Here is a 26807-nt window from a genome sequence, read left to right on the forward strand (position 1 = left end):
GGTCCCCCTTACACGATCCGACGTACCCGGCGCACGCCTTTGCCGTGCCGCTGCGGGTCGGGAAGCATCGGGTGTTCAGACCCGGGGGGGGGGAAGGCCGAACGCATGTCCGATGAGCCGAACAACACGCCGGAGGGCTGGTACGCCGACCCCTGGGACCCGCGCCGGTTGAGGTATTGGGACGGCACGACGTGGACGGGGCACGTGCACCCGGCATCCACGGGCGCATCCGTGCCCGCCGGCGTCGCCTCCGCAGAGGCGACCGGACCGACGTCCGCCGATGCGCCGGCGACCCCCGTATCCGACGAGCCCACACCGCGCCGCCGCCGCGGGCTGAAAGTCGGGCTCCTCGTCGGCGGCATCGCCGTCGTCACCGTCCTCGCGGTCATCGCCGCCTTCGTCATCGTCCCTGCGGTCACCGGATCCAACGAACGCATCTACGCCGACCGCTCGACGCTGTACGACTTCACCGAACCGCAACTGGGTCTGCCGCGCGACCACGAGTTCGAATTCGACGCCGACTACGACTTCGACGCGGTCAACGCCGCTCACGAGGCGGAGAACCCCACTCCCGACCCGGACAAGAATCCCGAGGCGGACGCGCCGGACTGGGCGATCGAGGTCTACTACGACGCGGCGTTGACGAGGCCCGCGGAGTTCCGTGCCTACCAAGCCGATCCGGGCGGGAAAGTTCTGGTCAGCGGCGACGAATCGGGGAGAGCCTCCGACGGGGCCGGCAATCGCCAGATCCAGGAGAGGGACGGTGATCTCGCATTTCCCTGGGGCCTGCACGAGGACTACTTCCTCGTGCGTCACCTCGAGAAGGACGGCACTCCGCGCGCGAAGCCGCTGGTCACCCGGTTCACGGTCGAGTCGACGCTCGCGACACCCGACGTCACCTTCGGCTCCGGCGCCGAAGCCGGCAGCCTCACCATGTCGTGGGCGCCCGTCAGCGGTGCCACCAGCTACCTGATCGTGACCAATGAGGTCGAGCGCGACGGGCAGGCCATCCAGAAGGTCGTGGCCGAAGTCAGAGAGACCGAGTGGTCGTCCGCGGGCCAGACCGAGAACAATCAATCGAATCGGGCCTCCTTCGTCACGGCCCAGAACCTGGGGCTCGAGGGCTTCAACTACCGCGCCCTCACACAGGACCAGGTCGACGGCGGAGACACGCTCGACTCCGAGGAGGCCGCGCGAGTCGCACAGTCGCTCGGCTCGGACATCGGTGTGATCGCCACCGACGGCACGCGCTATTCGTCCTATCAGGCCAACGACCTGGAGCAGGTGGCGGGATGGATGCCGCTGGAGGTCGCCTTCAACGCCGCCTCCGCGCTCAAGAACTGGGGAGCGAGCGGGTTCATCGAGGGCATCGAGAACGTGCAGAAAGTCCTCCCCGTCACCTCGGTCGACGGGCGCACGCGAAGCACCGTCGCCTTCCTCGACGAGAATGCCGTGCTCGACTACGGCGACCGCTGGATCATCGCCCTGCGCGGCCGGAACACGCTGTTGGGAGAATGGATCCCGATCACCAAGATCTCCACCCCCGACCCGGCAGCGGCCATCGCCCAATTCAACGCCGCGGCGCTGGCGGTAGCGCCGCCGACCGGTCAGCCGCGGTTCGAGTCGTTCGAGGTGCCCGAGGACAGCCGCGACACTCCTGTCTCGGAGACTCCCGAACTCGGCTACCCCGTCTACGGGAGCACCGAGTTCACGCGCTACCTGGGGGCGCATCTGATCGCGCAGACCAAGGTGATCGACATCTCGGCCTACGTCGACCAGCCCGGCGCTCCGGATCCGTACGACGCCGTCTACGAAGCGCGGTACCAGAACCCGTACGCGTTCAACATGAACTACGTCGGACTCCGCAACGGCGGCAAGTCGTTGCTGGTCACGTATTCGCTTCCCACCGACCAGGTGCGCACCCTGCAGGCGGAGATGAAGGCCAAGGTGGACAGCGTCGTCGGCGAGGTGACGAACGACGCGATGAGTCCCCGCGACAAGGTCGCCGCGCTCAACGACTGGCTGATCTCGAACGCCGAATACGACGACGAGGCGTTCGCCGCTCTCGAGTCCTACGAGTTCGACGGCACACCCCCCGGATACGAGGCGGCGTGGAACGCCACGGGAACGCTCCTCGACGGCACCGGTGTCTGCGCGAGCTACGCCTACGCGTTCTCCGCCCTCGCCAACGCCGCGGGGGTGGAGACGGTCGTCGTGGCCGGTGACGTCCTCTCCGGCGGCCCGCACGCATGGAACAAGGTGCGTGTCGACGACCAGTGGCTGGCGGTCGACGCCACGTGGAACGACGGCGGCGACCCGACCCGATACCTCATGATCCGGGATGCCGACTTCACCGACGTCTCCGCGCGGACGCAGTCCGAGTACTGGATGATCGACTCCGCCATCCCGGCGTACGCGACGCCCTGATCCCGTCCCCGCCGCAGACGCCCCGCCAACCGGGCGGAGGCGTCTGCGGCGACACACTGACGCCGTGTTGCGCGTGCAGCCGCCCCGCGGCGCGCGGTGGACCACCATGGACGAGTGACGCGAACGCAGGAGAGCACCGCCCACTGGGGGACGTTCCAGGTCGAGATCTCGGATGATGGCCGCACGGTCGTCGAGACGCGACCGTATCCGGACGACCCGGATGCCGCCCCGGCGATTTCCGCAGTGGCGGAAGGGCTCCGTCACCGGTCGCGTGTCACGCGTCCCGCGGTCCGCCGTCGCTGGCTGGAACGGGGCCCCGGGCCCGACCCGCTCCGCGGCTCCCCCGACGACCCGTACGTCGAGGTCGACTGGGACGAAGCCCTCGACCTCCTCGCGGACGAGCTCCGTCGTGTGCGCGCCGCCCACGGAAACCGGGCGATCTTCGGCGGGTCGTACGGCTGGGGAAGCGCCGGCCGGTTCCATCACGCGCAGAGCCAGTTACACCGGTTCCTCAACTCCATCGGCGGTTACACCCGCTCGATCAACGACTACAGTCGCGGCGCGAGCCTCGTCCTGCTCCCCCATCTCATCGGGCCGATCGGTATGCGCGAGCTGCGCAACCGCCCGCCGTCCTGGGGACACATCGCCGAGCACACCGACCTGCTGATCGCCTTCGGAGGACTCCGCCGATCCAACACCTGGGTCGTGCCGGGCGGGCACGACCGTCACGTGGGGACGCGTTTGGCGCGCGACGCCGCCGCTTCGACCCGCATCGTGTCCGTCTCGGCCCAGCGCGACGACACCCTGACCGAACTCGATGCCGAGTGGGTCGGCATCCGCCCCGGCACCGACACCGCGGTGCTGCTCGCCCTCACCCACACGCTGGTGGCGGAGGGGCTCGCGGACGACGCCTTCCTCGCCACGCACACGGTCGGCGCCGACCGCGTCCGGGCCTACCTCCGTGGCGAGACCGATGGCGTCGAGAAGACGCCGGAATGGGCGGAAGCGCTCAGCGGGGTTCCGGCCCGGACGATCCGCGACCTCGCCCGGCGCGCGGCCTCAGGACGCACCCTCGTGAACGTGACTTACTCCCTGCAGCGGGCGGAGCACGGAGAGCAGGCGGTGTTCGCGGCGGTGACGTTTGCCGGGTTCCTCGGCCAGATCGGACTGCCCGGCGGCGGGTTCACCCACGGGTACGGGTCGATGGGCGACTACGGCGTGGGCGTCGCACCGGTCCCCCTGCCGACCTTCCCGCAGGGCCGGAACCCGGTCACGGACTTCATCCCGTGCGCGCGCATCACCGACCTCCTGCTCCGCGGCGGTGAGACGATCCCCTACGACGGCGGGACGCTCGACCTCCCCGACATCCGGCTCGTGTACTGGGCGGGCGGCAACCCCTTTCACCATCACCAGGATCTCCGTCGCCTCAGCGAGGCCCTCACCGGGGTCGACACGCTCGTGGTCAACGAGTTCCACTGGACCCCGACGGCCCGCCACGCCGACATCGTGCTGCCCGCGGCAACGGGCCTCGAACGAGACGACCTCGCGGCCGGCGCCGGCGACACGCGCCTTCGCACCATGCCGCGGGCCGTCGACCCCGTCGGCGACGCGCGCGAGGAGTTCTGGATCTACGACCAGCTCGCACGACGACTGGATGCCGACTACGCCGAGGGCCGCGACAGTCGCGAGTGGCTCGAGAAGATCTACGAGGACTGGCGCGAGCGGCCGGACACCCCGAACGCCCCTCCGTTCGCCGGCTTCTGGCGGGACGGCAGCACACCCCTCCCCCAGCATCACTACCGCGACGGCGCCTTCACCGACTTCCGCGCGGATCCCGTCGCGCACCCGCTCGACACCCCCAGCGGCCGCATCGAGCTGTTCTCCGACACCCTCGACGGGTTCGGACTCGACGACACCGCCGGGCACGCCGTGTGGATCGACACCGCGGAACCGCCGGGTTCGCCCTACGACCTGCAGCTGCTGTGCACGCAGCCGTCGCACCGGCTGCACAGCCAGCTCGACATGGCCGCCCCCAGCCGCTCGAACAAGGTCGCCGGGCGCGAACCCGTCCGGCTGCATCCCGAAGATGCGGCGGCACGCGGCTTGACGGACGGCGACGTCGCTCTGGTCCGCAGCGCCCAGGGCAGCCTGCTCGCGGGCGTCGTGACCACCGACACGCTGCTGCCGGGCGTCGCGCGAATGCACACGGGAGCCTGGTACGACCCCAGCGCTCCGCGGATCGCCGACTGCATCAACGGCAACGTCAACGTCCTCACGAAGGACATCGGCACCTCGCAACTCACGCAGGCGTCGAGCGGTGCGCGGGTGGCCGTGTCGATCGCGCGGTACGACGGGGAAGTGCCGCCGATCCGGGCGTACGAGCCGCCGCCCCTTGGGACGCGCTGAGACAGGGGTCAGCGCGTCAGCGTGTACACGAGCTGGAGCGATCCCCCGGCGGTGACGTTCACGTCGGCGGTGATGCCCAGACCCTCGGATGCCACCGCGGGAAGGCTCACGGTGGATGCGACACCTTCCCTGCGCCCCGCGTCGCCGACCTGGTCGCCCAACGTCGCGAGGTCGGCATCCGTCCAGCCCCACGCGGTCGCACGGGAGCGGAGATCCGCGGAGATCGCCGACCACGACCCGCTGGATGCGGGCTCGACGGAGATGCGGGTCACCCTGTCCTGACCGGTCGTGATCTCGAAGTGCGACACTCCCCCGAAGGCGATGTCCTCACCGCCCGTCCGGATATCGAGCGACAGCGGGACGAGCGTATCGACGGCGGTGGTGCCGGCGAGGGGAAGACCGAGATCGGATGCCGAGGTCGTCGAGGACAGATCGACGGTCACTCGTCCCTGCCGGTTGAAGAAATCCTGACCCGCCTGATCGAAGCGCGACTGGCCGTCGGGCAGCTGCTGATCGGACGCGGCGACCGGCGATTCCTCGGTCCACCACGAGGTGTTCATGGCGTAGGCGCCGACTCCGATCACCGCGCAGATTACCGCGGCGATAGCCAGCGTGATCCACGTCAGCAGCCGGTTCTTCCGCGCGGCGCGCGCGCTCGGCGACTCTTTCCGCGGGCGAGTGGCGGTGGAGGTCATGCTTCGTGCCTATCAAAGCTCGCGCAAAGCCTCCAGGGGCTCCAGAATCCTCGGAGGAAAAGCAAGAGCCCCGGCTCTTCGCAGAAATGCGATGTGACCGGGGCTTTCGTCTTGCTGGGGTACCTGGACTCGAACCAAGAACAACGGAACCAGAAACCGCCGTGTTGCCAATTACACCATACCCCAAGGCGCTGAACCGAAGTTCGTGCCGAGGATCAAGCTTACGTGACGCGGGGCCGAGCGCCAAACCGGCACCCACCCGCGCGCGTCGCGCGGCGCCGTGACCCCCGCTTCGGTGTCCAGAACACGCGGATGCCGAGGCATGGCATCCGCGTGTCTGGGACACTCGACGAAGGCGCGGGGGTGCGCGCGACGCGGGCTCAGCCCAGGTGCTGCACCAGGGCGTCGAGGCGGCGAAGGGTCGCGGCCTTACCGAGCAGTTCCATCGACTCGAACAGCGGCGGCGACACGCGGCGTCCCGTCAGTGCGACGCGGGGCGGGCCGTAGGCGACACGCGGCTTCAGGCCGAGTTCGTCGACGAGAGCGACTGACATCGCCTCCTGCACGGCCGCGGCGGTGAACTCCCCCTCGGGGACGAGCTCGAGCGCGCCGACGGAGGCCACGAGCACCTCGCCCGCGTTCGCGGGGAGACCCTTGAGCGCGTCCTCCGCGTACGACACCTCGTCGACGAAGAGGAACCCGAGCATCCCCGGAACCTCGCCGAGCAGCTGAACGCGCTCCTGCACCAGAGGCGCGGCGGAGGCGATGATCGCGCGGTGCTCCTCGGACGGCTCCTCGGACACATACCCCGCGCCGGCGAGGTACGGCACGATGCGGGCCGCGAAGTCGTCGGCATCCAGCAGACGGATGTGGTCGCCGTTGATCGCCTCGGCCTTCTTCTGGTCGAAGCGGGCCGGGTTCGGGTTCACGTCCGCGATGTCGAAGGCCGCGACCATCTCATCGAGCGAGAACACGTCACGGTCGCTCGAGAGCGACCAGCCGAGCAGCGACAGGTAGTTGAGCAGACCCTCGTGGATGAAGCCCTTCTCGCGCTGCAGGAACAGGTCGGCCTGCGGGTCGCGCTTCGACAGCTTCTTGTTGCCGGTCTCCCCCAGCACCAGCGGCATGTGACCGAAGCGCGGGATGAACGTCGTCACCCCGGCATCCACCAGGGCGGAGTACAGAGCGAGCTGACGCGCCGTCGACGGCATGAGGTCTTCGCCGCGGATGACGTGGGTGATGCCCATGAGCGCGTCGTCGACGGGGTTCACGAACGGGTAGAGCGGGACTCCGCCGGCGCGCACGAGGACGAAGTCGGGGAACGAGCCCGCGGGGAACGTGACCTCGCCGCGGATGAGGTCGACGTAGCTGAGGTCGTGATCGGGCACGCGCAGTCGCCACGCGGGCTGACGCCCCTCGGCGCGGAACGCCGCCTTCTGCTCGTCCGTCAGGTCGCGATCGTAGTTGTCGTAGCCGAGCTGCTTCGCGCGGCCGTTGGCCTCGTTGCGCGCGTCGATCTCCTCCGCCGTGGAGTAGCTCTCGTACACCGCGCCGGCGGCGATCAGCTTGTCGAGGACCTCGCGGTAGATCTCGTGGCGCTGCGACTGCCGGTACGGGGCGTGGGGTCCGCCGACCTCGACACCCTCGTCCCAGTCGATGTTCATCCAGCGCAGGGCTTCGAGGAGCTGCTGGTAGCTCTCCTCGCTGTCGCGGGCGGCATCCGTGTCCTCGATGCGGAAGACGAGCGTGCCGCCGTTGTGGCGCGCGTAGGCCCAGTTGAACAGGACGGTGCGGATGAGACCGACGTGCGGCAGCCCCGTCGGGGAGGGGCAGAACCGGACGCGGACGTCGGCGCCGGTGGCGGTCGTAGTGCGGGGATCGGGTGTGGCAGACACCCCCCGATCCTACTCGGCGGCGCCCGCGCGGCCCCGGCGCCCCGGCGCCGGACGCGGGTGATCCACGAGCACCTCGTCGACGATGCCCAGCGCCGCACCGACCGCGGGCACCCGCTCGGCGCCGCGCGCGGTGACGACGTGAAGCGTGCGAGCCTCGGCGACGGGGAGGCGCGGCACCGCGATCCCCGCGACGAGCGGGAGGGATGCCACGGCCATTCCCGGCAGGATCGCGACCCCGACCCCCTGGGCGACGAGGTTCTCGACGGCGACGTAGTTGTCGGTCTCGAAGGCGATGTCGGGCGTGAACCCCGCCCGACCGCACGCCTCGAGGAGGTGCCCCCGGCACTGCGGGCAGCCGGCGATCCACCGCTCCCCCGCGAGACGCGACAGATCCACCGGATCATCGCCGGCGACCGGGTGATCGGCGGGCACGACGACCACCGTGTCGTCCCCCCCGACCGTGCGGACGCTCAGACCCGTCGCCGCCGACTCGAGCTGCTCGCGGCGGTCGCCCGGGAAGCTGTAGGTGAGGGCGATGTCGGCGCGATCCTCGCGGACGGCGGCGATCGCCTCGGGCGGTTCGGCCTCGACGAAGCTCAGCGACACCCCCGGCCGACGCGCCGACAGCGCGGCGATCACCCGCGGGACGACGGTCGAGGATGCCGACGGGAACGCGGCGATCCGCACGCGCCCCGCGCGCATGCCGCGCAGCTCGGCCAGGTCGCCCGCGGCGGCGTCCAGCGCGGTCGTGACCGTCGCCGCGTGCCGGGCGAGGACCCACCCGGCCTCGGTCAGCCGGACGCCGCGCCCCACGCGCTCGACGATCGGCAGACCCGATCGACGCTCCAGCCGACGCAGCTGCTGACTCACCGCGGGCTGGCTGTAACCGAGCGCACGGGCCGCGGCCGTGATCGACCCCGTGTCGGCGATCGCCTTCACCACGCGCAGCGCGTGCGCGTCGAGTCCGTCGTCGTGGGGAACGTCGCTCATCCTCATACATAAGCAGACCGGATGCTTTTCATGCAAAACCTCCCGTAGTGCAATGCACCGGCCGGGAGGCACCCTGGACCCATGACCCTCGCCCCGCACTTCGCCGGTGGCCGCGACTACCTCGCCGCCTGCACGCTCGGACTCCCGCCGCGCGCCACGGTCGCGGCGGTGACGGCCGACCTCGAGGCCGCAGCATCCGGTCGCCCCGACGTCGCCGCGGCCACGCGAGCGGTCGAGGACGCCCGGCGGTCCTACGCCCGGCTCGTCCACGCACCGGTGTCACAGGTCGCGATCGCCGCGCAGACCTCGGTCGCCGTCTCACTCATCGCCGCGGCCGTCCCCGACGGGGCGGAGGTGCTCTGCGCGGACGGTGACTTCGCGTCGCTCGTGGCACCGTTCGCGCACGCGGGTCGGGGCGTGCGTCTCCGGTCGGTTCCGCTGGCGAGCCTCGCCGCCGAGATCGCCGCCGACACGTGGCTCGTGGCGTTCTCCCTCGTGCAATCCGCCACCGGCGAGGTCGCCGACGCCGCCGCGATCGCCGCCGCCGCGGCGCGCACCGGTACCCGGACGCTGTGCGACCTCACGCAGGCGGCCGGCTGGCTGCCGGTGGATGCCACCCTGTTCGACGCGACGGTGTGCCACGCCTACAAGTGGCTGTGCGCTCCGCGGGGGGTCGCGTTCCTCACGCTCTCCCCCGCCCTCGCCGGAGAGCTCCGTCCCGTGCACGCCGGCTGGTACTCGGGGGACGATCCCTGGGCGTCCTGCTACGGCACCTCGGCGCCGCTCGCGCCCGACGCGCGTCGCTTCGACGTCTCACCGGCCTGGCAGGCCTTCGTCGGGGCCGCGCCCGCTCTCGCCCTGTTCGCCTCGGCCGATCCGGCCGCCGTCCACGCGCACGCCACGGGGCTCGCCGAGCGTTTCCGTGCGGCGATGGAGCTCGACGAACCCGGCCGCTCGTCGGCCATCGTCACTTGGCCGGATGCCGAGGGCTGCGCGCTCGCCCGGCTCACGGCATCCGGGATCATCGCCTCCGGACGCGCCGGACGCGCACGCGTCGCGTTCCACGTCTTCAACGACGAGGACGACGTCGACCGGGCGCTGTCGGCCCTGCAGGGGCGGCGCACCGCCACGCTCAGCGTCGTGATCTGACCGCGACCGCGCCGACGCACACCGCCGCGACGGGAAGGAGCGCCCAGAGCGCCAGCCCGCCGTACCCCGCGATGTTCAGGATGACGCCCGCGAGGACCGACCCGACCGCGGCGCACGCCGTCATGAGAGTGTCGCTGCGCCCCTGACGGCGGGGACGGGCGGCGACCGGTGTCACCTCGGTCAGCAGCGCCGACCCCGCGACCGTCGCCGCGCTCCACCCGAGCCCCAGCAGCACGAGAGCGACGAGCACCCCGGCTTGCGACCACGGCAGCATCGCCGCCACCGCCAGGGCCGAAGCCAGCAGAACCTGCCCGAGGAGGACGACGGGGATCCGCCCCACGCGGTCGGCGAGGATTCCGAACACCGGAGAGAGTCCGTACATCCCGAACACGTGGAGCGCGATCGTGACGCCCACTGCGAGGGTGACGGCATCAGGAGCGACGATGTGCGAGAGGTGCACGGGCGTCATCGCCATCACGGATGCCATCGTCACGTGCGACGCGGCCACGGCGAACATCGCGTAGCGAGCCACGGCGGGCCGATCGGCCACCGCGTCGACGACCGTCGCAGCGTCCGCACGGTCCCGCCTCTGCGCGAGGAGCAGCGGGTCGGGCCGCAGCACGAGGACGTACAGCGCGAGCGCGCACGCCTGGGCGGCGAAGGAGAACAGGTACGCGCCGGTGAGGCGCGGCATCCCGATTCCCGCTCCGAGCACCTCGCCGGGCGCCAGCAGCAGGGGTCCGACGACGCCGCCGACTGTGGTCGCCCAGACGACCGTCGCGAGGTCTCTGCCCCGACGCGTCATGCTCGCGAGGTCGGTCGCGGCGAACCGCGCCTGCAGGGTGCCGGCGTTCCCCGCGCCGATCAGGGCGATCCCGGCGAGGAGCAGGGGGAACAGCCGCAGGGCGGCGGCGACGATCACGACCGCGATGCCGATGAGCGCGGCGATGTTTCCCGCGCTCAAGGCGAAGCGACGGCCGCGCGCCGCGGCGAGGCGCGCGAGCGGGATGGCGGTCAGCGCCGCACCGAGCGTCACCGCGGCGGTGGCGAAGCCCGACAGCGACTCCTGGCCCGAGAGGTCGGCGGCCAGCAGGGCGCCGAGCGACAGGGTCGACCCGAATGCGACGCCGGTGAGCACCTGCCCGGCCGCGAGGACCCGAACGGTGCGGCGCTGCACGAGCGCGACGTCGACCGCCGCGCTCGTCGTGGGGTCAGGCATCGCGCGCGGTGTTGCGCAGCACTCCGATTCCGCTCACCTCGACCTCGACGGTGTCGCCAGCCTCGAACGGGCCGATGCCGGCGGGCGTGCCGGTGAGGATCAGGTCGCCGGGCAGCAGCGTGAACACCGACGAGGCGTACGCGATGAGGTCGGGCACCGAGTGGATCATGTCGGACATCGGTCCGTTCTGCCGCACCTCGCCGTTGACGCGGGTCGTGATGATCGCGGCATCCACGTCGAGGTCGGTCTCGATGACCGGTCCGACGGGGCAGAAGGTGTCGAAGCCCTTCGCGCGCGTCCACTGCCGGTCGGTCTTCTGCAGGTCGCGAGCGGTGACGTCGTTCGCGACGGTGTACCCGAAGATGTAGTCGGCCGCGCGCTCGGCGGGGACGTTCTTGGCGATGCGTCCGATCACGACGGCGACCTCGCCCTCGTAGTCGGTGCGGGAGCTGAGCGCGGTCGGTCGCACGATGACGTCGTCGGGCCCGATCACCGACGTGTTCGGCTTGAGGAACATCAGCGGCTCGGCCGGCGCCTCACCGCCCATCTCGGCGGCGTGGTCGTGGTAATTCTTCCCGATGCAGACGACCTTCGAGCGCGGGATCACCGGGGCGAGGAGCGTCACCTCGGACAGCGGGATGCGCTCCCCCGTCGTGTCGAACCCGGCGAAGAGGGGGTCACCACTGAGGACCACCAGTTCGGTGTCGTCGACGATGCCGTAGCGGAGGGTTTCCTGGTAGCTGAACCGAGCGATCTTCACCCGTTCAGCCTAACCGGGGCCTCCGACGTGGCATCCGCGGTTCTGCGCCGTCACGCCGGGCGCGGGGGTCGGCCCGGTACGCCGGGCGCGGGCGACGCACCCCCGGCTCCCCACGCATAAACGCGATTCGCTCGCATAAACGCGCTCCGCACGCGTTTACACGCGGAAATCGCGTTCATGCGTGCGGGTAACCCGCGCGGAAACGACGAAGGGGCCCCGATGTCGGGACCCCTCCGTGTTGGACGTGCGCTCAGGCGTCGAGGCGGTACAGCCAGTCGTGCTTGTCTTCGACCCGGCCGTACTGGATGTCGGTGAGCTCCTGGCGCAGCTCCAGCGCGAGGGTGCCGGTCGGCTGCTCGTCGATGAAGTCCTTGCCCTTGAGGATGCCGATCGGGGTGACGACGGCGGCGGTGCCGCACGCGAAGACCTCGACGATGTCCCCGGATGCCACGCCCTCACGCCACTCGGTGAGCGAGACGTTGCGTCCGACCACGTGATGCCCGCGGTCACGGGCCAGCTGCAGGAGCGAGTCGCGCGTGATGCCCTCGAGGATCGAGTCGGACTGCGGGGTGACGATGGTGCCGTCCTTGTAGACGAACACGACGTTCATGCCGCCGAGCTCCTCGATGTTGCGGTCCTGGTCGAGGAAGACGACCTGGTCGCACTCGTTCTCGTACGCCTCGGACTGGGGCAGGAGGCTCGCGGCGTAGTTGCCGCCCGTCTTCGCCGCGCCGGTGCCGCCCTTGCCGGCGCGCGAGTAGTCCTCGCTGAGCCAGATCGAGACCGGCTGCACGCCGCCCTTGAAATACGCACCCGCGGGGCTGGCGATCAGGTAGTAGGCGACCTTGTGCGCCGGGCGCACACCGAGGAACGCCTCTTTCGCGAACATGAACGGCCGCAGGTACAGGCTCTGGTCGGCACCCGACGGCACCCACGCACCGTCCACGGCGATGAGTTCGCGCAGCGACTGCAGGAAATACGGAACGGGCAGTTCGGGCAGCGCCAGGCGACGAGCCGAGCGCTGCAGGCGCCGCCCGTTCTGGTCGGGACGGAAAGTGTGGATCGAGCCGTCCGCGTGGCGGTACGCCTTGATCCCCTCGAAGATCTCCTGCCCGTAGTGCAGCACGGCCGCGGCGGGGTCGAGCGAGATGGGGCCGTACGGCGAGACGCGGGGCCGGTGCCACCCACCGCGGACCGACCAGCAGACGTCGACCATGTGGTCGGTGAAGTGCTGCCCGAATCCCGGGCTGGCGAGGATCTCGTCGCGCTGCGCGGGGCTCTTCGCGGCGAGGTTGCGGGTGACGGCGAACTCGAGCGGGTCGAGTCCGGTGTCGGGGTCGGTGTCGATGGTCGTCATGGTCTCTTTCACACGGTGTCGGGGGGCGCAGGGGCGGCGGCGCGTGCCGATCGGTCCAGGTTACGCCTGGACGCGGTCGACGATGGCGTCGCCGATCTGCGCGGTGCTGCGCGGGGTGGCATCCCGGCCGGCGATGTCGTCTTCCACCGCGCGGGTGACGCGGGCGGCTTCGTCGGTGAGCCCGAGGTGATCGAGCAGGAGGGCGACGGAGAGGATCGCAGCCGTGGGGTCTGCCTTCTGGGTTCCTGCGATGTCGGGCGCCGATCCGTGGACGGGCTCGAACATCGAGGGGAACGCGCCGTCGGGGTTTATGTTGCCCGATGCGGCGAGGCCGATGCCACCGGTGACGGCGCCGGCCAGGTCGGTCAGGATGTCTCCGAAGAGGTTGTCGGTGACGATCACATCGAAGCGGCTCGGGTTCGTGACCAGGAAGATGGTGGCCGCGTCGACGTGCAGGTAGTCTACGTCGACCTCGGGGTGCTCCGACGCCACGGCGTCGACGATGCGCTTCCACATGCCGCCGGCGTGCACGAGCACGTTGGTCTTGTGCACCAGCGTCAGCTTCTTCCGGCGCCGCCCGGCGAGGGTGAACGCGTAGCGCACGACGCGCTCGATCCCGTAGGCGGTGTTGACCGACGTCTCGTTGGCGACCTCGTGCGGGGTGCCGCGGCGGATCGACCCGCCGTTGCCCACGTACGGTCCCTCCGTGCCTTCGCGGACGACGACGAAGTCGATGTCGCCCGGGTCGGCGAGCGGACCGGCGGCACCGGGGTAGAGCTTCGAGGGACGCAGGTTGACGTAGTGGTCGAGCTCGAAGCGGAGCTTCAGCAGCAGGCCGCGCTCGATGTTCGCGTCCTTGAGCCGCGGGTCGCCGGGCACTCCCCCCACGGCGCCGAGGAGGATGGCGTCGTGCTCGCCGATCGCGGCGAGGTCGGCATCGGTGAGGGTGTCGCCGGTCTCGAGATACCGAGCGGCGCCGAGGGAGAACGGCGTCTTCTCGAACTCCACTCCCGATCCGGCGGTGACCGCGTCGAGGACCTTCACGGCCTCGGTGACGACCTCGGGACCGATGCCGTCACCGGGGATGACGGCCAGTTTGACGACGCGCGACATCGCACTCCTCAGCGCTCAGGGCGCATCGCTTCGTCGACGCGCCGCGGGTTCCTCCCAGGGTAGTGGCAGCGATGAGGGCCGCCACGACGATCAGCCCGGCGCCGATCAACGCGGTGACGACGACGCCGGAATCGAACGCGTGCGCTGCGGCCAGGCGCAGCGACTCCGCCAGGGCGGCGTCGTCCAACGTGTGCGACACCGCAACGGCTCCGGCGAGCGTCTCCCGAGCGGCGTCGGCCGCGGCATCCGGGAGTCCTGCCGGAAGGACGAGCTGAGCCCGGTAGAACGCGGCCAGGATGCCACCGAGCACCGCCGTGCCGAGCACGGCGCCGACTTCGTACGCCGTCTCCGAGACGGCGCTGGCGGCACCGGCCTTCGCCGGCGGAGCGCTGGAGAGGATGAGTTCGTTCGACACCGTCTCGGCCGCGCCGATGCCGATGCCGAGGAGTGCGAACGCGACGATGAGCAGCAGCAGGTTGGCGGTCGACACCGCGACCAGGACGTATGCCACGACCGAGAAGGCGAGCGCGACCGGGACGACGATCCGAGGGGCGAAACGCTGCGCCACGGGGACGACGGCCAGACCGGACACGATCATCAGGACGAGGCCGGGCAGCAGCGCGAAGCCCGCGACCATCGGCGTGAGACCGACGACGAGCTGAAGGTGCTGCGCGACGAAGTACAGGAAGCCGACGAGACCGACGACGCTCAGCAGGTTGACCAGGATCGCGCCGGAGAACGTGCCCCGACGGAACAGCGTCATGTCGAGCATCGGGGTGGGGAGCGAGCGCTGCCGCCGCACGAACAGCCAGCCGAACACGACACCGACGACGAAGAGGGCACCGGTCGTCAGCGTGGGACCGTCCACCGCGAGCTTCTTGATCCCGTAGACGACGGGCACCATGGTGGCGAGCGAGAGGACGACGCTCACGGGGTCGAACCGGCCGGGCGCGGGGTCGCGGCTTTCGGGCACGAAGAACGGGGCGAGGACGAGCAGCGGCACGAGCACCGGCACGGCCATGAGGAACACCGAGCCCCACGTGAAGTGCTCGAGGAGGAACCCGCCGACGATGGGGCCGAGCGCGGCGCCCGCGGAGAAGCCCGACGCCCACACCGCGATGGCGAGGCGCCGCTCATCGCGGTCGCGGAAGATGCTGCGGAGCAGCGAGAGGGTCGAGGGCATCAGCATCGCACCGAAGACACCCATGAGCGCACGGCCGGCGATGAGGAGCGCCGCGGTGGGCGCGAAGGCCGAGAGCGCGGAGACGACGGCGAATCCCGTCGCGCCGATCAGCAGCATCCGACGACGACCGAAACGATCACCGAGCGTTCCCATGGTCACCAGCAGCCCCGCGAGGACCAGCGGATACACGTCGATGATCCAGAGCTGCTCGATGCTGGAGGGCTGCAGCGACAGGGCGATCTCGGGCAGCGCGAAGCTCAGCACGGTGTTGTCGACCGACACCAGCAGCACCGGCAGCATCAGCACAGCCAGCGCGAACCACCCGCGCCAGCCGGCACGGGGGGCGTTGATCTCTTGAGTGGGCAACGACGAGGTGAGCATTCTTCCCAGTTCCGTTTCTAAACCGTCTAGCCGGTATAGTAACAGAATCCTCACACCACCCGCCACTACGATCGAGAGGCCATGAGCAGACCCCCACTCGCCCGCGAAGCCGTCCTCGACGCCTTCACCCGCATCCTCGTCGACGACGGCGAACGTGCCGCGACGATGGATGCCACGGCGCGTGCCGCCGGGGTGAGCAAGGGCGGCCTGCTCTACCACTTCAACTCCAAGAGCGCGCTCGAAGAGGCTCTGGTGAAGCGCCTCGAGACACTCGCGCAGCAGGACGTCGACGAGATCGAGAACTCCCCCGAGGGGGTCGTGGCCGCCCATCTGCGCTCGTCGCAGAACACCGGATCACCGCTGGATGTCACTATCCTCGCGGTCTCGCGGCTGGCGCAGAACGGCAGCGACGCCGCGTCCGCGAGCCTGCGCCGGGTGCGCGAACTGTGGGAGGACAGCCTGCGCGCCCACACCCGCGACGAGACGGCTCTGCAGATGGTGCTGCTCGTCAGCGACGGCCTCTACTTCAACGCCGTGCTCGACCTCAACGCGCTGCCCGGCCCCACGCTCGAAGGCACCGACCTCGACGCCTTGATCTCCGCCGTGGTCGCCGCGACGACCTGACGTCGGTGCATGGCCGCCCGCGGGACGCGGATGATCCCGGATGCCTCCATCGCGACGCACAGCAGGATGCCGACCGCACCGACCAGCGCGAGGAACCCCCACCCCCGGCCGTGGGCGGTCTCAGCGAGCCCGACGATGAGGAGCGCCGAACCGACCGCCACCATCGCGAGTCGAGTGGCGAGGAGTGAGGCCATGCCTTGAGCGTGACGGCGAGTCCGCACGGAGTCCGCGAATCCGATCGGAATCCGTCCTCCACGGGTCGTATCTCACCCCGTGGCGCACCTCGCCCCGCGTCCAGGCGTCGGAGGTCGAGCGCCGGGGCAGCGTCGCAGAGATACGAGAGGAGGGGGCCGCTCCCGCGACCCCCTCCCCCGGTACTGCTCAGGACGTCAGCTCTCGACGATCTCGATCTGACGGAAGAGGTCCGCGTTCACCGCCTGGCGCATCGCGTCGAGGATCTCGTCGGACACCGGCGAGTCGACCGTGAGGACCGAGAGGGCACGGCCCGTGGCATCCGGACGGGCGACCTGAAGACCGGCGATGTTGATACCCGCGTCGCCCAGCTTCTGTCCGTAGATGGCGACGATGCCGGGACGGTCGGCGTACCGCATGACGATGTGGTGCGCCTCGATCGGCACCTCGATCTCGTACCCGTTGATCCCGACGACCTTCGGCACCATGCGCGTCCCCGCGAGCGTACCGGCGACCTCGAGGGTCGACCCGTCCGCGAGCGTGCCCCGCAGGATCGTGATGTTGCGGTAGAGCGGGCTCTCCGACTCGACGACGAGACGGGTCTCGACCCCGCGCTGCTCCGCGAACAGCGGCGCGTTGACATACGAGACCGTCTCGCTGACGATGCGGCTGAAGATGCCCTTCAGCGCGGCGAGGCGGTACACGCTCACGTCGTACTCGGCGAGCTCGCCGCGCACCTCGATGTCGAGGCTCGACAGTGCGCTGTCGGCGAGTCCGCTGAAGAACTGACCCAGCATCTCGACCAGCGCGATACCGGGGCGCACGAACGGGTCGATCGCGCCACCGGCGACGTTGACGGCATCCGGGACCAGATCGCCCTCGAGGGCGAGCTTGACCGAGCGCGCCACGGACACGCCGGCCTTCTCCTGCGCCTCTTCGGTGCTGGCACCGAGGTGGGGGGTGACCACGACGTTCGGGAGGTCGAGCAGCTTCCGGGCCGGACCGCCCTCGGCGGGGGGTTCGGTCGAGAAGACGTCGAGGCCGGCTCCGGCGATCTCGCCCGAGGTGAGCGCGTCGTACAGGGCGTCCTCGTCGATGAGCCCACCGCGCGCGACGTTGATGACGTAGGCCGTCTTCTTCATGCGACGCAGCTGCTCGGTGCCGATCATGCCGGTGGTCTCGGGGGTCTTCGGCATGTGGATCGTCACGAAGTCGCTCTGCTCGAGGAGCTCGTCGAGGGTGACGAGCTGCACGCCGAGCTGCTGCGCGCGCGTCGCGGTGACGTACGGGTCGTACGCGATCACGCGCATGTCGAACGCCTGCAGGCGTGCCGCGATGAGGGCGCCGATGCGGCCGAGGCCGATGATGCCGATCGTCTTCTCGAACAGCTCGGTGCCGGTGAACGAGCTGCGCTTCCACAACCCCTGGGCGAGCGACGAGTGGGCGGCCGGGATGTGGCGCGCGAGGCTGAGAACGTGCCCCACGGTGAGCTCGGCTGCCGAGATGATGTTCGACGTCGGCGCGTTGACGACCATGACGCCCGCGGCCGTCGCCGACTTGATGTCGACGTTGTCGAGTCCGACGCCGGCGCGCGCGACGACCTTCAGAACCGGCGCGGCCGCGAGAGCCTCGGCATCGATCTTGGTGGCCGATCGCACGAGCACCGCGTGCGCGTCGGCGAGAGCCGAGAGCAGCGCGGGGCGGTCGGTCCCGTCGACGTTGCGCACGTCGAAGTCGGGGCCGAGCGCGTCGATCGTGGCGGGAGAGAGTTCTTCGGCGATGAGCACGACGGGCTTCGTCACGGATGCGTCCTTCGAAACGGTGCTGGGGAGCAGCGCGCACCGCCGCGCATCGCCGGCGCGAACCGGGCGCGCGACCCGTGCGGGCCGTCTGCCAGCCTAGCGCTGCCGCGACAGCCGCCCGACCGTATGACGCCGTGGTCCGCCCGGAGAGGACGTCCCGCGACCCGACGGAAGGCGACGGGCGTCAACCGCCGTAGAGCCCGTACGACGTTGCGCCGTAACCGACGATCGCCAGCCAGAAGGCGGCGGAGAGGGTGAGTCCTGCGAGCAGCGCGAGCGAGAACTCCCCCGCCCGTCGGCGCGCGCCGATCGCGAAGGCCACACCGAAGGCGACCAGGGGGAAGACGATCGGCAGGATGTAGACGAACCAGCCGAGTCCGTTCAGCCCGAGGGTGCCCGTGGCCTGCTGCACCAGCAGCGAGACCGAGCTCCAGACGACGAAGGCGTAGAACAGACCGAACAGCCCGGCGATGGTCACGATGACCCACGTCGGCAGACGGCGAGGACGGGTGGTCGTGCTCATGCGGAGGCCCCCAACGACAGGAACGGCCACGGCACGAGCAGCAGGATGCCGAGGATCAGGAGCAGGAACCGCTGCCAGGTGCGCCAGGTGCGCGTCAGAGCGAGCACGGTGACGAACCACACCAACGGGGCGAGGGCCGCGCCGATCGTCAGGGCGAGGACCGTGACGTCGGGAATGGGGAGACCCAGGTCGCGCAGACGGAATCCAGCGACCAGCCAGCCGATCGCGAACAGCAGGAACGTCGCCGCGATCATCCCGATGCCGACGAGCCCGACGTTGCCGAGCGGGGCTCGCGCGGCCTCGTCTTCGACCGCGGCCTCTCCAGTGGGAGCGGAGTCGACCCCCGGAGCCCGGGGACCCGGATCCCCGGAGGTCGGGCGCGGCTCGGGCCGAAGGGGCTCGGGCTGGAGCGGCTCGGGCTGATCCGGATCGAGGACCCGCTTCTCGCCCACGTCGAGCGTCGGGTCGTCGTCACCGTCCCAGGAGAGGGCGTCGTCGTCGCGCGGTGTGCTCACGCGTCCACGCTAGCGCCGACCTTCGACACCGCGGCGCCGCCCCGCCGCAACGGCGAACGCCCCGGTACCGAGGACGGTTCCGGGGCGTTCGCGGACGGGATCAGCGCGCGGCGGAACCCTCGACGTAGTCGCTGTCCTGCTGCTTCCACGCGAAGAGCCCGCGGAGCTCCTTGCCGGTCGCCTCGATCGGGTGACCCTGCTCCTTCTCGCGGAGTGCGAGGAACTCGGGGGCGCCGTTGTCCTGGTCGGCGATGAAGCGCTGCGCGAACGCACCCGACTGGATGTCGGCGAGGACGGCCTTCATGTTCTCCTTGACCTCGGGCGAGATCACGCGGGGGCCGGAGACGTAGTCGCCGTACTCGGCGGTGTCGGAGATCGACCAGCGCTGCTTGGCGATGCCGCCCTCCCACATGAGGTCGACGATGAGCTTGAGCTCGTGCAGAACCTCGAAGTACGCGATCTCGGGCTGGTAGCCCGCCTCGGTGAGGGTCTCGAAGCCGTACTGCACGAGGTGGCTCATGCCACCGCAGAGGACGGCCTGCTCACCGAACAGGTCGGTCTCGGTCTCTTCGGTGAAGGTCGTCTTGATGACGCCGGCACGGGTGCCGCCGATGGCCTTCGCGTACGACAGGGCGGTGTCCCAGGCCGAACCCGAGGCGTCGCGCTCGACGGCGATGATGTCGGGAATGCCACGACCCGCGACGTACTCGCGACGGACGGTGTGACCGGGGGCCTTGGGGGCGACGAGGATCACGTCGACACCCTCGGGGGCGTCGATGTAGCCGAAACGGATGTTGAAGCCGTGCGCGAAGGCCAGCGTCTTGCCCTCGGTGAGCTTGTCCTTGATGGAGTCCGCGTAGATCGAGCGCTGGTGCTGGTCGGGCGCCAGGATCATGATCAGGTCGGCCCACTCGGTCGCGTCGGCGACGTTCTTGACGTCGAAGCCGTCCTCCTGCGCCTTCGCGGCCGACTTCGAGCCGTCCTTGAGCGCGATGACGACCTCGACGCCCGAGTCGCGCAGGTTCTGCGCGTGAGCGTGACCCTGCGAGCCGTAGCCGACGATCGCGACCTTCTTGCCCTGGATGATCGAGAGGTCGGCGTCGTCGTCGTAGAAGATCTCTGCCATGGGGATGCTTTCTCCTTGGATACAGGTCCCGCGACGCAGGACCGGGGGTGTGTGGAAAGGGTGGGAGGGTCAGCCGCGCAGGACGCGCTCGGTGATGCTCTTGCCGCCGCGGCCGACGGCGAGCAGGCCCGACTGTGCGAGCTCCTTGACCCCGAACGGCTCGATGGCCTTGAGGAACGCGCCGACCTTGCCCGAGTCGCCGGTGATCTCGATCACCAGGGCGTCCTGGGCGTAGTCGACCACCGACGCACGGAAGAGGTTCACGACCTCGAGCACGGTGGAGCGGCTGGCGTTGTCGGCGCGCACCTTCACGAGGACGTGCTCGCGCTGCACCGAGCTGGCGGGATCGAGCTCGACGATCTTGATGACGTTGATCAGCTTGTTCAGCTGCTTCGTCACCTGCTCGAGGGGCAGACCCTCGACGTCGACGACGACCGTGATGCGGGACAGGCCCGGCACTTCGGTCACCCCCACGGCGAGCGACTCGATGTTGAAGCCGCGACGGGCGAAAAGGCCGGCGACGCGGGTCAGCAGACCCGGCTTGTCCTCCACGAGGAGGCTGAGAACGTGCCTCGACATGTCAGTCCTCCTGCTCGGCGAAGGCCGGCGAGTGATCGCGGGCGTACTGGACGTAGCTGTTGCTGACGCCCTGGGGAACCATCGGCCACACCATCGCGTCGGCGCTCACGACGAAGTCGATCACGACCGGGCGGTCGTTCGTGGCGAGGGCCAACTCGATCGCCGCGTCGATCTCGTCCTCCTTCTCGACCCGGATCGCGAGGCATCCGTAGGCCTCGGCGAGCTTGACGAAGTCCGGGATGCGACGCGTCCCGTGACCCGTGTTGAGGTCGGTGTTCGAGTGACGGCCGTCGAAGAACAGCGTCTGCCACTGGCGCACCATGCCGAGCGAGGAGTTGTTGATGATCGCGACCTTGATCGGGATGTCGTTGATGACGCAGGTCGCGAGTTCCTGGTTCGTCATCTGGAAACAGCCGTCACCGTCGATCGCCCACACCACGCGCTCGGGTTCGGCGACCTTCGCGCCCATCGCCGCGGGGACGGAGTAGCCCATGGTGCCGGCACCGCCGGAGTTGAGCCACGCGTTGGGGCGCTCGTACTTGATGAACTGGGCCGCCCACATCTGATGCTGACCCACGCCCGCGGCGTAGATCGCCTCGGGGCCGGTGAGCTCGCCGATCCGCTGGATCACGTGCTGCGGCGAGAGCAGGCCGTCGGTCGTCGGGGTGTAGCCGAGGGGGAACTCCTCGCGCAGACCGTTGAGGAACGACCACCACTCCGAGTAGTCGACCTCGGTCTCGGATGCTGCCTGGCGGAAGGCGGCATCCAGGTCGACGAGCACCTCCTTGAGGTCGCCCACGATCGGCACGTCCGCCGTGCGGATCTTCGAGATCTCGGCGGGATCGATGTCGACGTGCACGACCTGAGCGTTCGGAGCGAACAGCGCGGCCTTGCCGGTGACGCGGTCGTCGAAGCGGGCGCCGAGCGACACGATCAGGTCGCTGTCCTGCAGGGCGAGCACCGCGGGCACCGTCCCGTGCATGCCCGGCATGCCGAGGTGCTGATCGTGCGAGTCGGGGAACGCCCCGCGCGCCATGAGCGTGGTCACGAGCGGAGCGCCGGTCGCCTCGGCGAACGTCTTGAGTTCGGCCGACGCCTTCGCGCGGATGACACCGCCCCCGACGTAGAGGACGGGCTTCTTCGCGTGGGCGATGAGCTGGGCCGCGGCCTGGATCTGCTTGCCGTGGGCCTTGGTCACGGGGCGGTAGCCGGGCAGGTCGATCTTGGGCGGCCACACGAACGGAGCCGAGTTCTGCTGCGCGTCCTTCGTGATGTCCACGAGCACCGGACCGGGACGCCCCGTGGAGGCGATCTCGAACGCCGCGGCGATCGCGCCGGGGATCTCCTCGGCGGTCTTCACCAGGAACGAGTGCTTCGTGATCGGCATCGTGATGCCGACGATGTCGGCCTCTTGGAAGGCATCCGTTCCCATGAGGGTCGAGAAGACCTGACCGGTGATGCACACGAGCGGCACGGAGTCCATGTACGCGTCGGCGATCGCCGTGACGAGGTTGGTCGCCCCGGGGCCGGAGGTCGCGATGGCGACTCCGGTGCGTCCGGAAGCGGCGGCGTAGCCTTCGGCGGCGTGGCCGGCGCCCTGCTCGTGGCGAACCAGGATGTGGCGGACGTTCTCGTCGTCCATGAGCGGGTCGTAGACGGGCATGATCGCGCCGCCCGGCAGACCGAACACGTCGGTGACGCCGAGCAGATCGAGCGAACGGACGACCGCCTGGGCGCCCGTGAGCACGGGCGCCGGGGCGGTGCGAGCGGGGGGCCGGGGAACGGCCGTGGCGGATTCGGCGGACATGGTGGTACCTCGGAACCAGGTGGGGGTGAAAGGGGGACGGCCGTCAGCCCGTGACCGCGCCCTCCGCAGCGGAGTGCACGAGCTTGGAGTACTTGGCCAGAACGCCACGGGTATAGCGCGGGGGAAGCGGTTCCCAGCCTTCGCGGCGGGAACTCAGCTCGGCGTCATCGACGATCAAGTCGAGAGTGCGAGCGGCGATATCGACCCGTATCAGATCACCATCGCGCACGAAGGCGATAGGACCTGCGTCCACCGCTTCGGGAGCTATGTGGCCGATGCAGAGGCCGGTTGTGCCGCCTGAGAATCGACCGTCCGTCAAGAGTAGTACATCTTTTCCGAGCCCCGCGCCCTTGATGGCTGCGGTGATCGCCAGCATCTCGCGCATGCCCGGGCCGCCCTTGGGGCCCTCGTAGCGGATGACGATGACGTCGCCGGCGTTGATGTCGCCGGCCTCGAGGGCGTCCATGGCCGCACGCTCACGCTCGAACACGCGGGCCGGGCCCTCGAACACCGAGGCGTCGAAGCCGGCGGTCTTGACGACAGCACCCTCGGGGGCGAGGGAGCCGTGCAGGATCGTGATGCCGCCGGTGGAGTGGATCGGGTCGTCGAAGCGGTGGATGACATTGCCGTCCACCGGGTCGGGGTTCAGGTCGGCGAGGTTCTCGGCCAGGGTCTTCCCCGTGACGGTGAGCGCGTCGCCGTGCAGGAGGCCCTCGTCGAGCATGGCCTTCATGATGACCGGGATGCCGCCGTGGCGGTCGACGTCGTTCATGACGTACTTGCCGAACGGCTTCATGTCGGCGACGTGGGGCACCTTGTCGCCGATGCGGTTGAAGTCGTGCAGAGACAGCTCGACCTCGGCCTCGTTGGCGATCGCCAGGAGGTGCAGCACGACGTTCGTCGAGCCGCCGAGGGCCATCGCCAGCGCGATGGCGTTCTCGAACGCCTCCTTGGTGAGGATGTCGCGCGTCGTGATGCCCTGGCGCAGCAGGTTGACCACGGCCTCGCCCGAGCGGTGGGCGAAGTAGTCGCGACGGCGGTCGGCCGACGGCGGGGCGGCGGAACCGGGGAGGCTGAGGCCCAGGGCCTCGGCGACCGAGGCCATCGTGTTGGCGGTGTACATGCCACCGCACGCACCCTCGCCCGGCGCGATCGCGCACTCGATGCGCTTGAGGTCGGCCTCGCTCATCTTCCCCGCGAGGCACGCGCCGACGGCCTCGAACGAGTCGATGATCGTGACGTCCTTCTCGGTGCCGTCGCTGAGCTTGACCCAGCCCGGAGCGATCGAGCCCGCGTAGAGGAAGACGCTCGAGAGGTCGAGACGAGCGGATGCCATGAGCATGCCCGGGATCGACTTGTCGCAGCCGGCGAGGAGCACGGATCCGTCGAGGCGCTCGGCCATCATGACGGTCTCGACCGAATCGGCGATGACCTCGCGCGAGACGAGCGAGAAGTGCATGCCCTCGTGGCCCATCGAGATGCCGTCGGAGACGGAGATGGTGCCGAACTGCAGCGGGTAGCCGCCACCGGAGTGGACGCCCTCCTTGGCGCCCTGCGCGAGCCGGTCGAGACTCAGGTTGCAGGGCGTGATCTCGTTCCAGCTCGACGCGATGCCGATCTGGGGCTTGTCCCAGTCCTCGTCACCCATGCCGACGGCGCGGAGCATGCCGCGGGAGGTGGTGGCTTCGATGCCGTCGGTGACGACGCGACTGCGGGGCTTGATGTCGAACTCACCGGTGTTCGGATTCTGCGGAGCGGGCATTCTCGCAGTCTATTGCGCGTGGGCGACACGCTGATGCGCGACAGCCTCGAGGACGTCGACCAGTCCGTCGATGTCGGCGACCTTCAGCGTGGCGGCCGTCTCACCGCTTCCCACGTGGATGCCGAGATCCCCCGACGCGAGCGCGCCCAGCGCGTCTTCATCGGTGACGTCGTCGCCCGCGAAGATCACCGCGGTGGCCCCGATCCGCTCGCGCAGGTGCTCCACCGCGGAGTCCTTGCCCTCGTGGCGGAACGCGAACTCGAGGATGTCGTGGCCGGTGCGTCGTCGCCAGTCGGGCGCCTCCTCCGCGACGAGGCGATCGGCGAGACCACGCGCCTCCTCGGTCGCCGCGGCATCCGCTCGCCGCGTGTGCACGCCGACGCCGAACTCCTTCGGCTCGATCCACACGCCGTCGAGATGGTCGACGCCGTCGGAGATCGTCGACTGAAGACGGTCGCGGAGCGCCAGGTCGTCCGCGTCGTCGGGGGCGGGCTCCTCCCCCGCGCCCGGCGTCCAGAACTGCGCCCCGTGCGAGGCGGCGAGCCAGATGGGCGAGGCGTCGTCGTGCTCGGCGATCTCGCGGAGATGTCCGAGCGAACGACCCGACACGAGGGCGACGACCGTGTCGGGCAGCGCCGCGAGGGCATCGACGGCCGCGCGGGCGCGCGGCGTCATGCGCGCCGTCATCGGGTCGTCGACGAGCGGCGAGAGGGTCCCGTCGAAGTCGAGCGCGACGAGCAGGACCGCCGTCGTCGACACCGCCTCGATCGCCGCATCCGCCGCGGTCACGACGCGTCCTCCGGCTCGTCCATGTTCGCGTCGACCTCGGCGGCCGCGGCGGCGCTGGAGGCGCGGTCGTGGAACGCCGACAGAGCGTCGAGGAATTCGCGCGACCAGTCCTCGACGTCGTGGTCGCGGACGCGCTTGCGCAGTGCCCGCATGCGGCGTCCCTGCTCGGCGGCCGGCATCTCGAGGGCGCGGACGATCGTGTCCTTCAGTCCGTCGATGTCGTGAGGGTTGATGAGCAGCGCGCTGCCCATCTCGTCGGCCGCACCGGCGAACTCGCTGAGCACCAGGACACCGCGGTTGTCGATTCGGCTGGCGACGTACTCCTTCGCGACGAGGTTCATCCCGTCCCGGAGGGCCGTGACGAGCATGACGTCGGCGGCGAGGAAGAGCGCCACCATCTCCTCCCGCGGGTAGGACTGGTGCAGGTAGCGGATCGCCGTGTGGGTCGTGCTGTCGTGGTCGCCGTTGATGCGCCCTACGGTCATCTCGATCTCGTCGCGCAGCTGGACGTACGCGTCGACGCGCTCGCGGCTCGGGCTCGCGACCTGGACGAGGGTGGCATCCTCCACCGTCGCCCGGCCGTCCTCGAGGAGTTCGCCCCACGCCTTCAGCCGGTGGCGGATGCCTTTGGTGTAGTCGAGACGGTCGACACCGAGCAGGATCTTGCGCGGGTTGCCGAGCCCCTCCCGGATCTCCTTCGCCCGCTGCTGGATGTCCGGACGCTGCGCGAGCTCGATGTACGAATCGGCGTCGATGGAGATCGGGAACGCCTTCGCGAGGGCGACCCGCGTACCGCCCTGTCCGTCCGGCACCGAGATGCCGCTCGCCTTGGTCTCGTACCGCAGCTGGCGCCGGACCGCTCGGGCGAAGTTGCCGGCGTCGGCGACGCGTTGGAAGCCGATGACGTCGGCGCCGAGCAGTCCCTCGAGCACCTGCTTGCGCCACGGGAGCTGCGAGTAGAGGCCGTAAGCGGGGAACGGGATGTGGTGGAAGTAGCCGATCGTGAGATCCGGGCGCAGTTCGCGCAGCAGCTTCGGTACGAGCTGCAGCTGGTAGTCCTGCACCCAGACGGTTGCCTTCTCGGACGCCGCCGCGGCGGCCGCCTCGGCGAAACGCCGGTTCACTCGGACGTACGCCTCCCACCACGCGCGCTTGTACGTCGGCTCGGCGATCACATCGTGGTACAGCGGCCAGATCGTGTCGTTGGAGAAGCCCTCGTAGTAGTGCTGCACGTCGGCGGCGGACAGCTCGACCGGAACCAGGTGCGTTCCGTCGAAGTCGAACGGTTCGAGGCTCACATCGGGTTGGCCCGCCCAGCCGACCCACGCACCCTCCGCCCCACGCATGACGGGCTCCAGCGCGGTGACGAGACCGCCGGGTGAGCGCCGCCACCCCTCCCCGTCGGGGGTGCGATCCACCGGTAGACGATTGGCGACGACGACGAAATCGGCCTGCGACACAGGTCCTCCTCGGTAGCTTCCTCTCAGGCTAACAGCGGGGTGGTGTCGTTCCA

The 26807-nt window shown here is 69.9% G+C and carries 21 protein-coding genes and 1 tRNA gene; 4 read left to right on the top strand and 18 right to left on the bottom strand.

The genetic code is table 11. From position 1 onward, the window contains the following. Positions 1-105: 105 nt before the first annotated feature. Positions 106-2427 carry a DUF2510 domain-containing protein gene (locus CSIV_RS12245; RefSeq protein WP_077051680.1) on the top strand — a complete coding sequence of 774 codons (2322 nt, stop codon included), beginning with the start codon at positions 106-108 and terminating at the stop codon, positions 2425-2427. Positions 2428-2541: 114 nt separating this feature from the next. Continuing rightward, complete coding sequence (locus tag CSIV_RS12250) at positions 2542-4833, top strand: molybdopterin-dependent oxidoreductase (RefSeq protein WP_077051681.1); 2292 nt, start codon at positions 2542-2544, stop codon at positions 4831-4833. A gap of 8 nt (positions 4834-4841) precedes the next feature. Here CSIV_RS12250 and CSIV_RS12255 read toward each other — a convergent pair whose 3' ends face one another. The 4 genes from CSIV_RS12255 to CSIV_RS12270 form a co-directional block, all read right to left on the bottom strand. Continuing rightward, complete coding sequence (locus CSIV_RS12255) at positions 4842-5528, bottom strand: hypothetical protein (protein WP_077051682.1); 687 nt, start codon at positions 5526-5528, stop codon at positions 4842-4844. Positions 5529-5642: 114 nt separating this feature from the next. Further along, a tRNA-Gln gene (locus CSIV_RS12260) sits at positions 5643-5714 on the bottom strand. Positions 5715-5908: 194 nt separating this feature from the next. Then, the gene (gene gltX / locus CSIV_RS12265) at positions 5909-7423 is read right to left on the bottom strand and encodes a glutamate--tRNA ligase (RefSeq protein WP_077051683.1); all 1515 of its coding nucleotides are present in this window, start codon (positions 7421-7423) and stop codon (positions 5909-5911) included. Positions 7424-7432: 9 nt separating this feature from the next. Then, a complete protein-coding gene (locus CSIV_RS12270; protein WP_077051684.1) occupies positions 7433-8413 on the bottom strand; it encodes a LysR family transcriptional regulator in 981 nt (326 codons plus the stop codon). Positions 8414-8494: 81 nt separating this feature from the next. Between CSIV_RS12270 and CSIV_RS12275 the strand changes: the two genes are divergently transcribed. Beyond that, positions 8495-9562 carry an aminotransferase class V-fold PLP-dependent enzyme gene (locus CSIV_RS12275; protein ID WP_077051685.1) on the top strand — a complete coding sequence of 356 codons (1068 nt, stop codon included), beginning with the start codon at positions 8495-8497 and terminating at the stop codon, positions 9560-9562. Here the strand turns inward: CSIV_RS12275 and CSIV_RS12280 are convergent. From CSIV_RS12280 to CSIV_RS12300, 5 genes are all read right to left on the bottom strand, one after another. Further along, positions 9546-10781 (bottom strand): MFS transporter, encoded by a 1236-nt coding sequence (locus CSIV_RS12280; protein WP_077051686.1) that lies wholly within the window; start codon positions 10779-10781, stop codon positions 9546-9548. The two genes, CSIV_RS12275 and CSIV_RS12280, sit on opposite strands and share 17 nt — an antisense overlap. Next, positions 10774-11541, bottom strand: coding sequence for a fumarylacetoacetate hydrolase family protein (locus CSIV_RS12285; protein WP_077051687.1), 768 nt, complete (start codon positions 11539-11541; stop codon positions 10774-10776). The genes CSIV_RS12280 and CSIV_RS12285 overlap by 8 nt, the downstream gene beginning before the upstream one ends. 250 nt (positions 11542-11791) lie before the next feature. Beyond that, positions 11792-12898, bottom strand: coding sequence for a branched-chain amino acid aminotransferase (locus tag CSIV_RS12290; RefSeq protein WP_077051688.1), 1107 nt, complete (start codon positions 12896-12898; stop codon positions 11792-11794). Positions 12899-12958: 60 nt separating this feature from the next. Then, the gene (locus tag CSIV_RS12295; RefSeq protein WP_077051689.1) at positions 12959-14011 is read right to left on the bottom strand and encodes a 3-isopropylmalate dehydrogenase; all 1053 of its coding nucleotides are present in this window, start codon (positions 14009-14011) and stop codon (positions 12959-12961) included. After that, positions 13974-15575 (bottom strand): MFS transporter, encoded by a 1602-nt coding sequence (locus tag CSIV_RS12300; protein ID WP_237488622.1) that lies wholly within the window; start codon positions 15573-15575, stop codon positions 13974-13976. Before CSIV_RS12300 ends, CSIV_RS12295 begins: the two co-directional genes overlap by 38 nt. A gap of 81 nt (positions 15576-15656) precedes the next feature. Here CSIV_RS12300 and CSIV_RS12305 point away from each other — a divergent pair, with 81 nt between their 5' ends. Continuing rightward, positions 15657-16199 carry a TetR/AcrR family transcriptional regulator gene (locus CSIV_RS12305; protein ID WP_077051690.1) on the top strand — a complete coding sequence of 181 codons (543 nt, stop codon included), beginning with the start codon at positions 15657-15659 and terminating at the stop codon, positions 16197-16199. Positions 16200-16588: 389 nt separating this feature from the next. On the opposite strand, the gene serA is transcribed toward CSIV_RS12305, so the two are convergent. From serA to CSIV_RS12350, 9 genes are all read right to left on the bottom strand, one after another. Beyond that, positions 16589-18193 carry a phosphoglycerate dehydrogenase gene (gene serA, locus CSIV_RS12310; protein ID WP_077051691.1) on the bottom strand — a complete coding sequence of 535 codons (1605 nt, stop codon included), beginning with the start codon at positions 18191-18193 and terminating at the stop codon, positions 16589-16591. A 184-nt stretch (positions 18194-18377) separates the two neighbouring features. Continuing rightward, positions 18378-18716 (bottom strand): bacitracin resistance protein, encoded by a 339-nt coding sequence (locus tag CSIV_RS12315; protein WP_077051692.1) that lies wholly within the window; start codon positions 18714-18716, stop codon positions 18378-18380. Further along, positions 18713-19231, bottom strand: coding sequence for a hypothetical protein (locus CSIV_RS12320; RefSeq protein ID WP_077051693.1), 519 nt, complete (start codon positions 19229-19231; stop codon positions 18713-18715). The genes CSIV_RS12315 and CSIV_RS12320 overlap by 4 nt, the downstream gene beginning before the upstream one ends. Before the next feature lie 100 nt (positions 19232-19331). Beyond that, positions 19332-20357 carry a ketol-acid reductoisomerase gene (ilvC, locus tag CSIV_RS12325; protein ID WP_077051694.1) on the bottom strand — a complete coding sequence of 342 codons (1026 nt, stop codon included), beginning with the start codon at positions 20355-20357 and terminating at the stop codon, positions 19332-19334. A 69-nt stretch (positions 20358-20426) separates the two neighbouring features. Further along, on the bottom strand, positions 20427-20936 hold the full coding sequence (gene ilvN / locus CSIV_RS12330; RefSeq protein WP_077051695.1) for an acetolactate synthase small subunit: 510 nt from the start codon (positions 20934-20936) through the stop codon (positions 20427-20429). Between the two features lies 1 nt (position 20937). After that, positions 20938-22743, bottom strand: a complete 1806-nt coding sequence (locus CSIV_RS12335) for an acetolactate synthase large subunit (protein WP_077051696.1) — start codon at positions 22741-22743, stop codon at positions 20938-20940. Positions 22744-22786: 43 nt separating this feature from the next. Then, complete coding sequence (gene ilvD / locus CSIV_RS12340) at positions 22787-24505, bottom strand: dihydroxy-acid dehydratase (protein ID WP_077051697.1); 1719 nt, start codon at positions 24503-24505, stop codon at positions 22787-22789. Positions 24506-24514: 9 nt separating this feature from the next. Continuing rightward, complete coding sequence (gene otsB / locus CSIV_RS12345) at positions 24515-25294, bottom strand: trehalose-phosphatase (protein ID WP_083735125.1); 780 nt, start codon at positions 25292-25294, stop codon at positions 24515-24517. Further along, positions 25291-26754, bottom strand: a complete 1464-nt coding sequence (locus CSIV_RS12350; RefSeq protein ID WP_077051698.1) for an alpha,alpha-trehalose-phosphate synthase (UDP-forming) — start codon at positions 26752-26754, stop codon at positions 25291-25293. Before CSIV_RS12350 ends, otsB begins: the two co-directional genes overlap by 4 nt. Positions 26755-26807: the final 53 nt, after the last annotated feature.

This window comes from Microbacterium sp. CSI-V (assembly GCF_001984105.1).
GTDB lineage: Bacteria > Actinomycetota > Actinomycetes > Actinomycetales > Microbacteriaceae > Microbacterium.

Excerpts from the sequence above, each read along its gene's own strand:
- CSIV_RS12245 (WP_077051680.1), top strand. The coding sequence starts at position 106 with ATGTCCGATGAGCCGAACAACACGCCGGAGGGCTGGTACGCCGACCCC.
- CSIV_RS12255 (WP_077051682.1), bottom strand. The coding sequence starts at position 5,528 with ATGACCTCCACCGCCACTCGCCCGCGGAAAGAGTCGCCGAGCGCGCGC.
- CSIV_RS12270 (WP_077051684.1), bottom strand. The coding sequence starts at position 8,413 with ATGAGCGACGTTCCCCACGACGACGGACTCGACGCGCACGCGCTGCGC.
- CSIV_RS12275 (WP_077051685.1), top strand. The coding sequence starts at position 8,495 with ATGACCCTCGCCCCGCACTTCGCCGGTGGCCGCGACTACCTCGCCGCC.
- CSIV_RS12280 (WP_077051686.1), bottom strand. The coding sequence starts at position 10,781 with ATGCCTGACCCCACGACGAGCGCGGCGGTCGACGTCGCGCTCGTGCAG.
- CSIV_RS12290 (WP_077051688.1), bottom strand. The coding sequence starts at position 12,898 with ATGACGACCATCGACACCGACCCCGACACCGGACTCGACCCGCTCGAG.
- CSIV_RS12295 (WP_077051689.1), bottom strand. The coding sequence starts at position 14,011 with ATGTCGCGCGTCGTCAAACTGGCCGTCATCCCCGGTGACGGCATCGGT.
- CSIV_RS12300 (WP_237488622.1), bottom strand. The coding sequence starts at position 15,575 with ATGCTCACCTCGTCGTTGCCCACTCAAGAGATCAACGCCCCCCGTGCC.
- CSIV_RS12305 (WP_077051690.1), top strand. The coding sequence starts at position 15,657 with ATGAGCAGACCCCCACTCGCCCGCGAAGCCGTCCTCGACGCCTTCACC.
- CSIV_RS12315 (WP_077051692.1), bottom strand. The coding sequence starts at position 18,716 with ATGAGCACGACCACCCGTCCTCGCCGTCTGCCGACGTGGGTCATCGTG.
- ilvC (WP_077051694.1), bottom strand. The coding sequence starts at position 20,357 with ATGGCAGAGATCTTCTACGACGACGACGCCGACCTCTCGATCATCCAG.
- ilvN (WP_077051695.1), bottom strand. The coding sequence starts at position 20,936 with ATGTCGAGGCACGTTCTCAGCCTCCTCGTGGAGGACAAGCCGGGTCTG.
- CSIV_RS12335 (WP_077051696.1), bottom strand. The coding sequence starts at position 22,743 with ATGTCCGCCGAATCCGCCACGGCCGTTCCCCGGCCCCCCGCTCGCACC.
- ilvD (WP_077051697.1), bottom strand. The coding sequence starts at position 24,505 with ATGCCCGCTCCGCAGAATCCGAACACCGGTGAGTTCGACATCAAGCCC.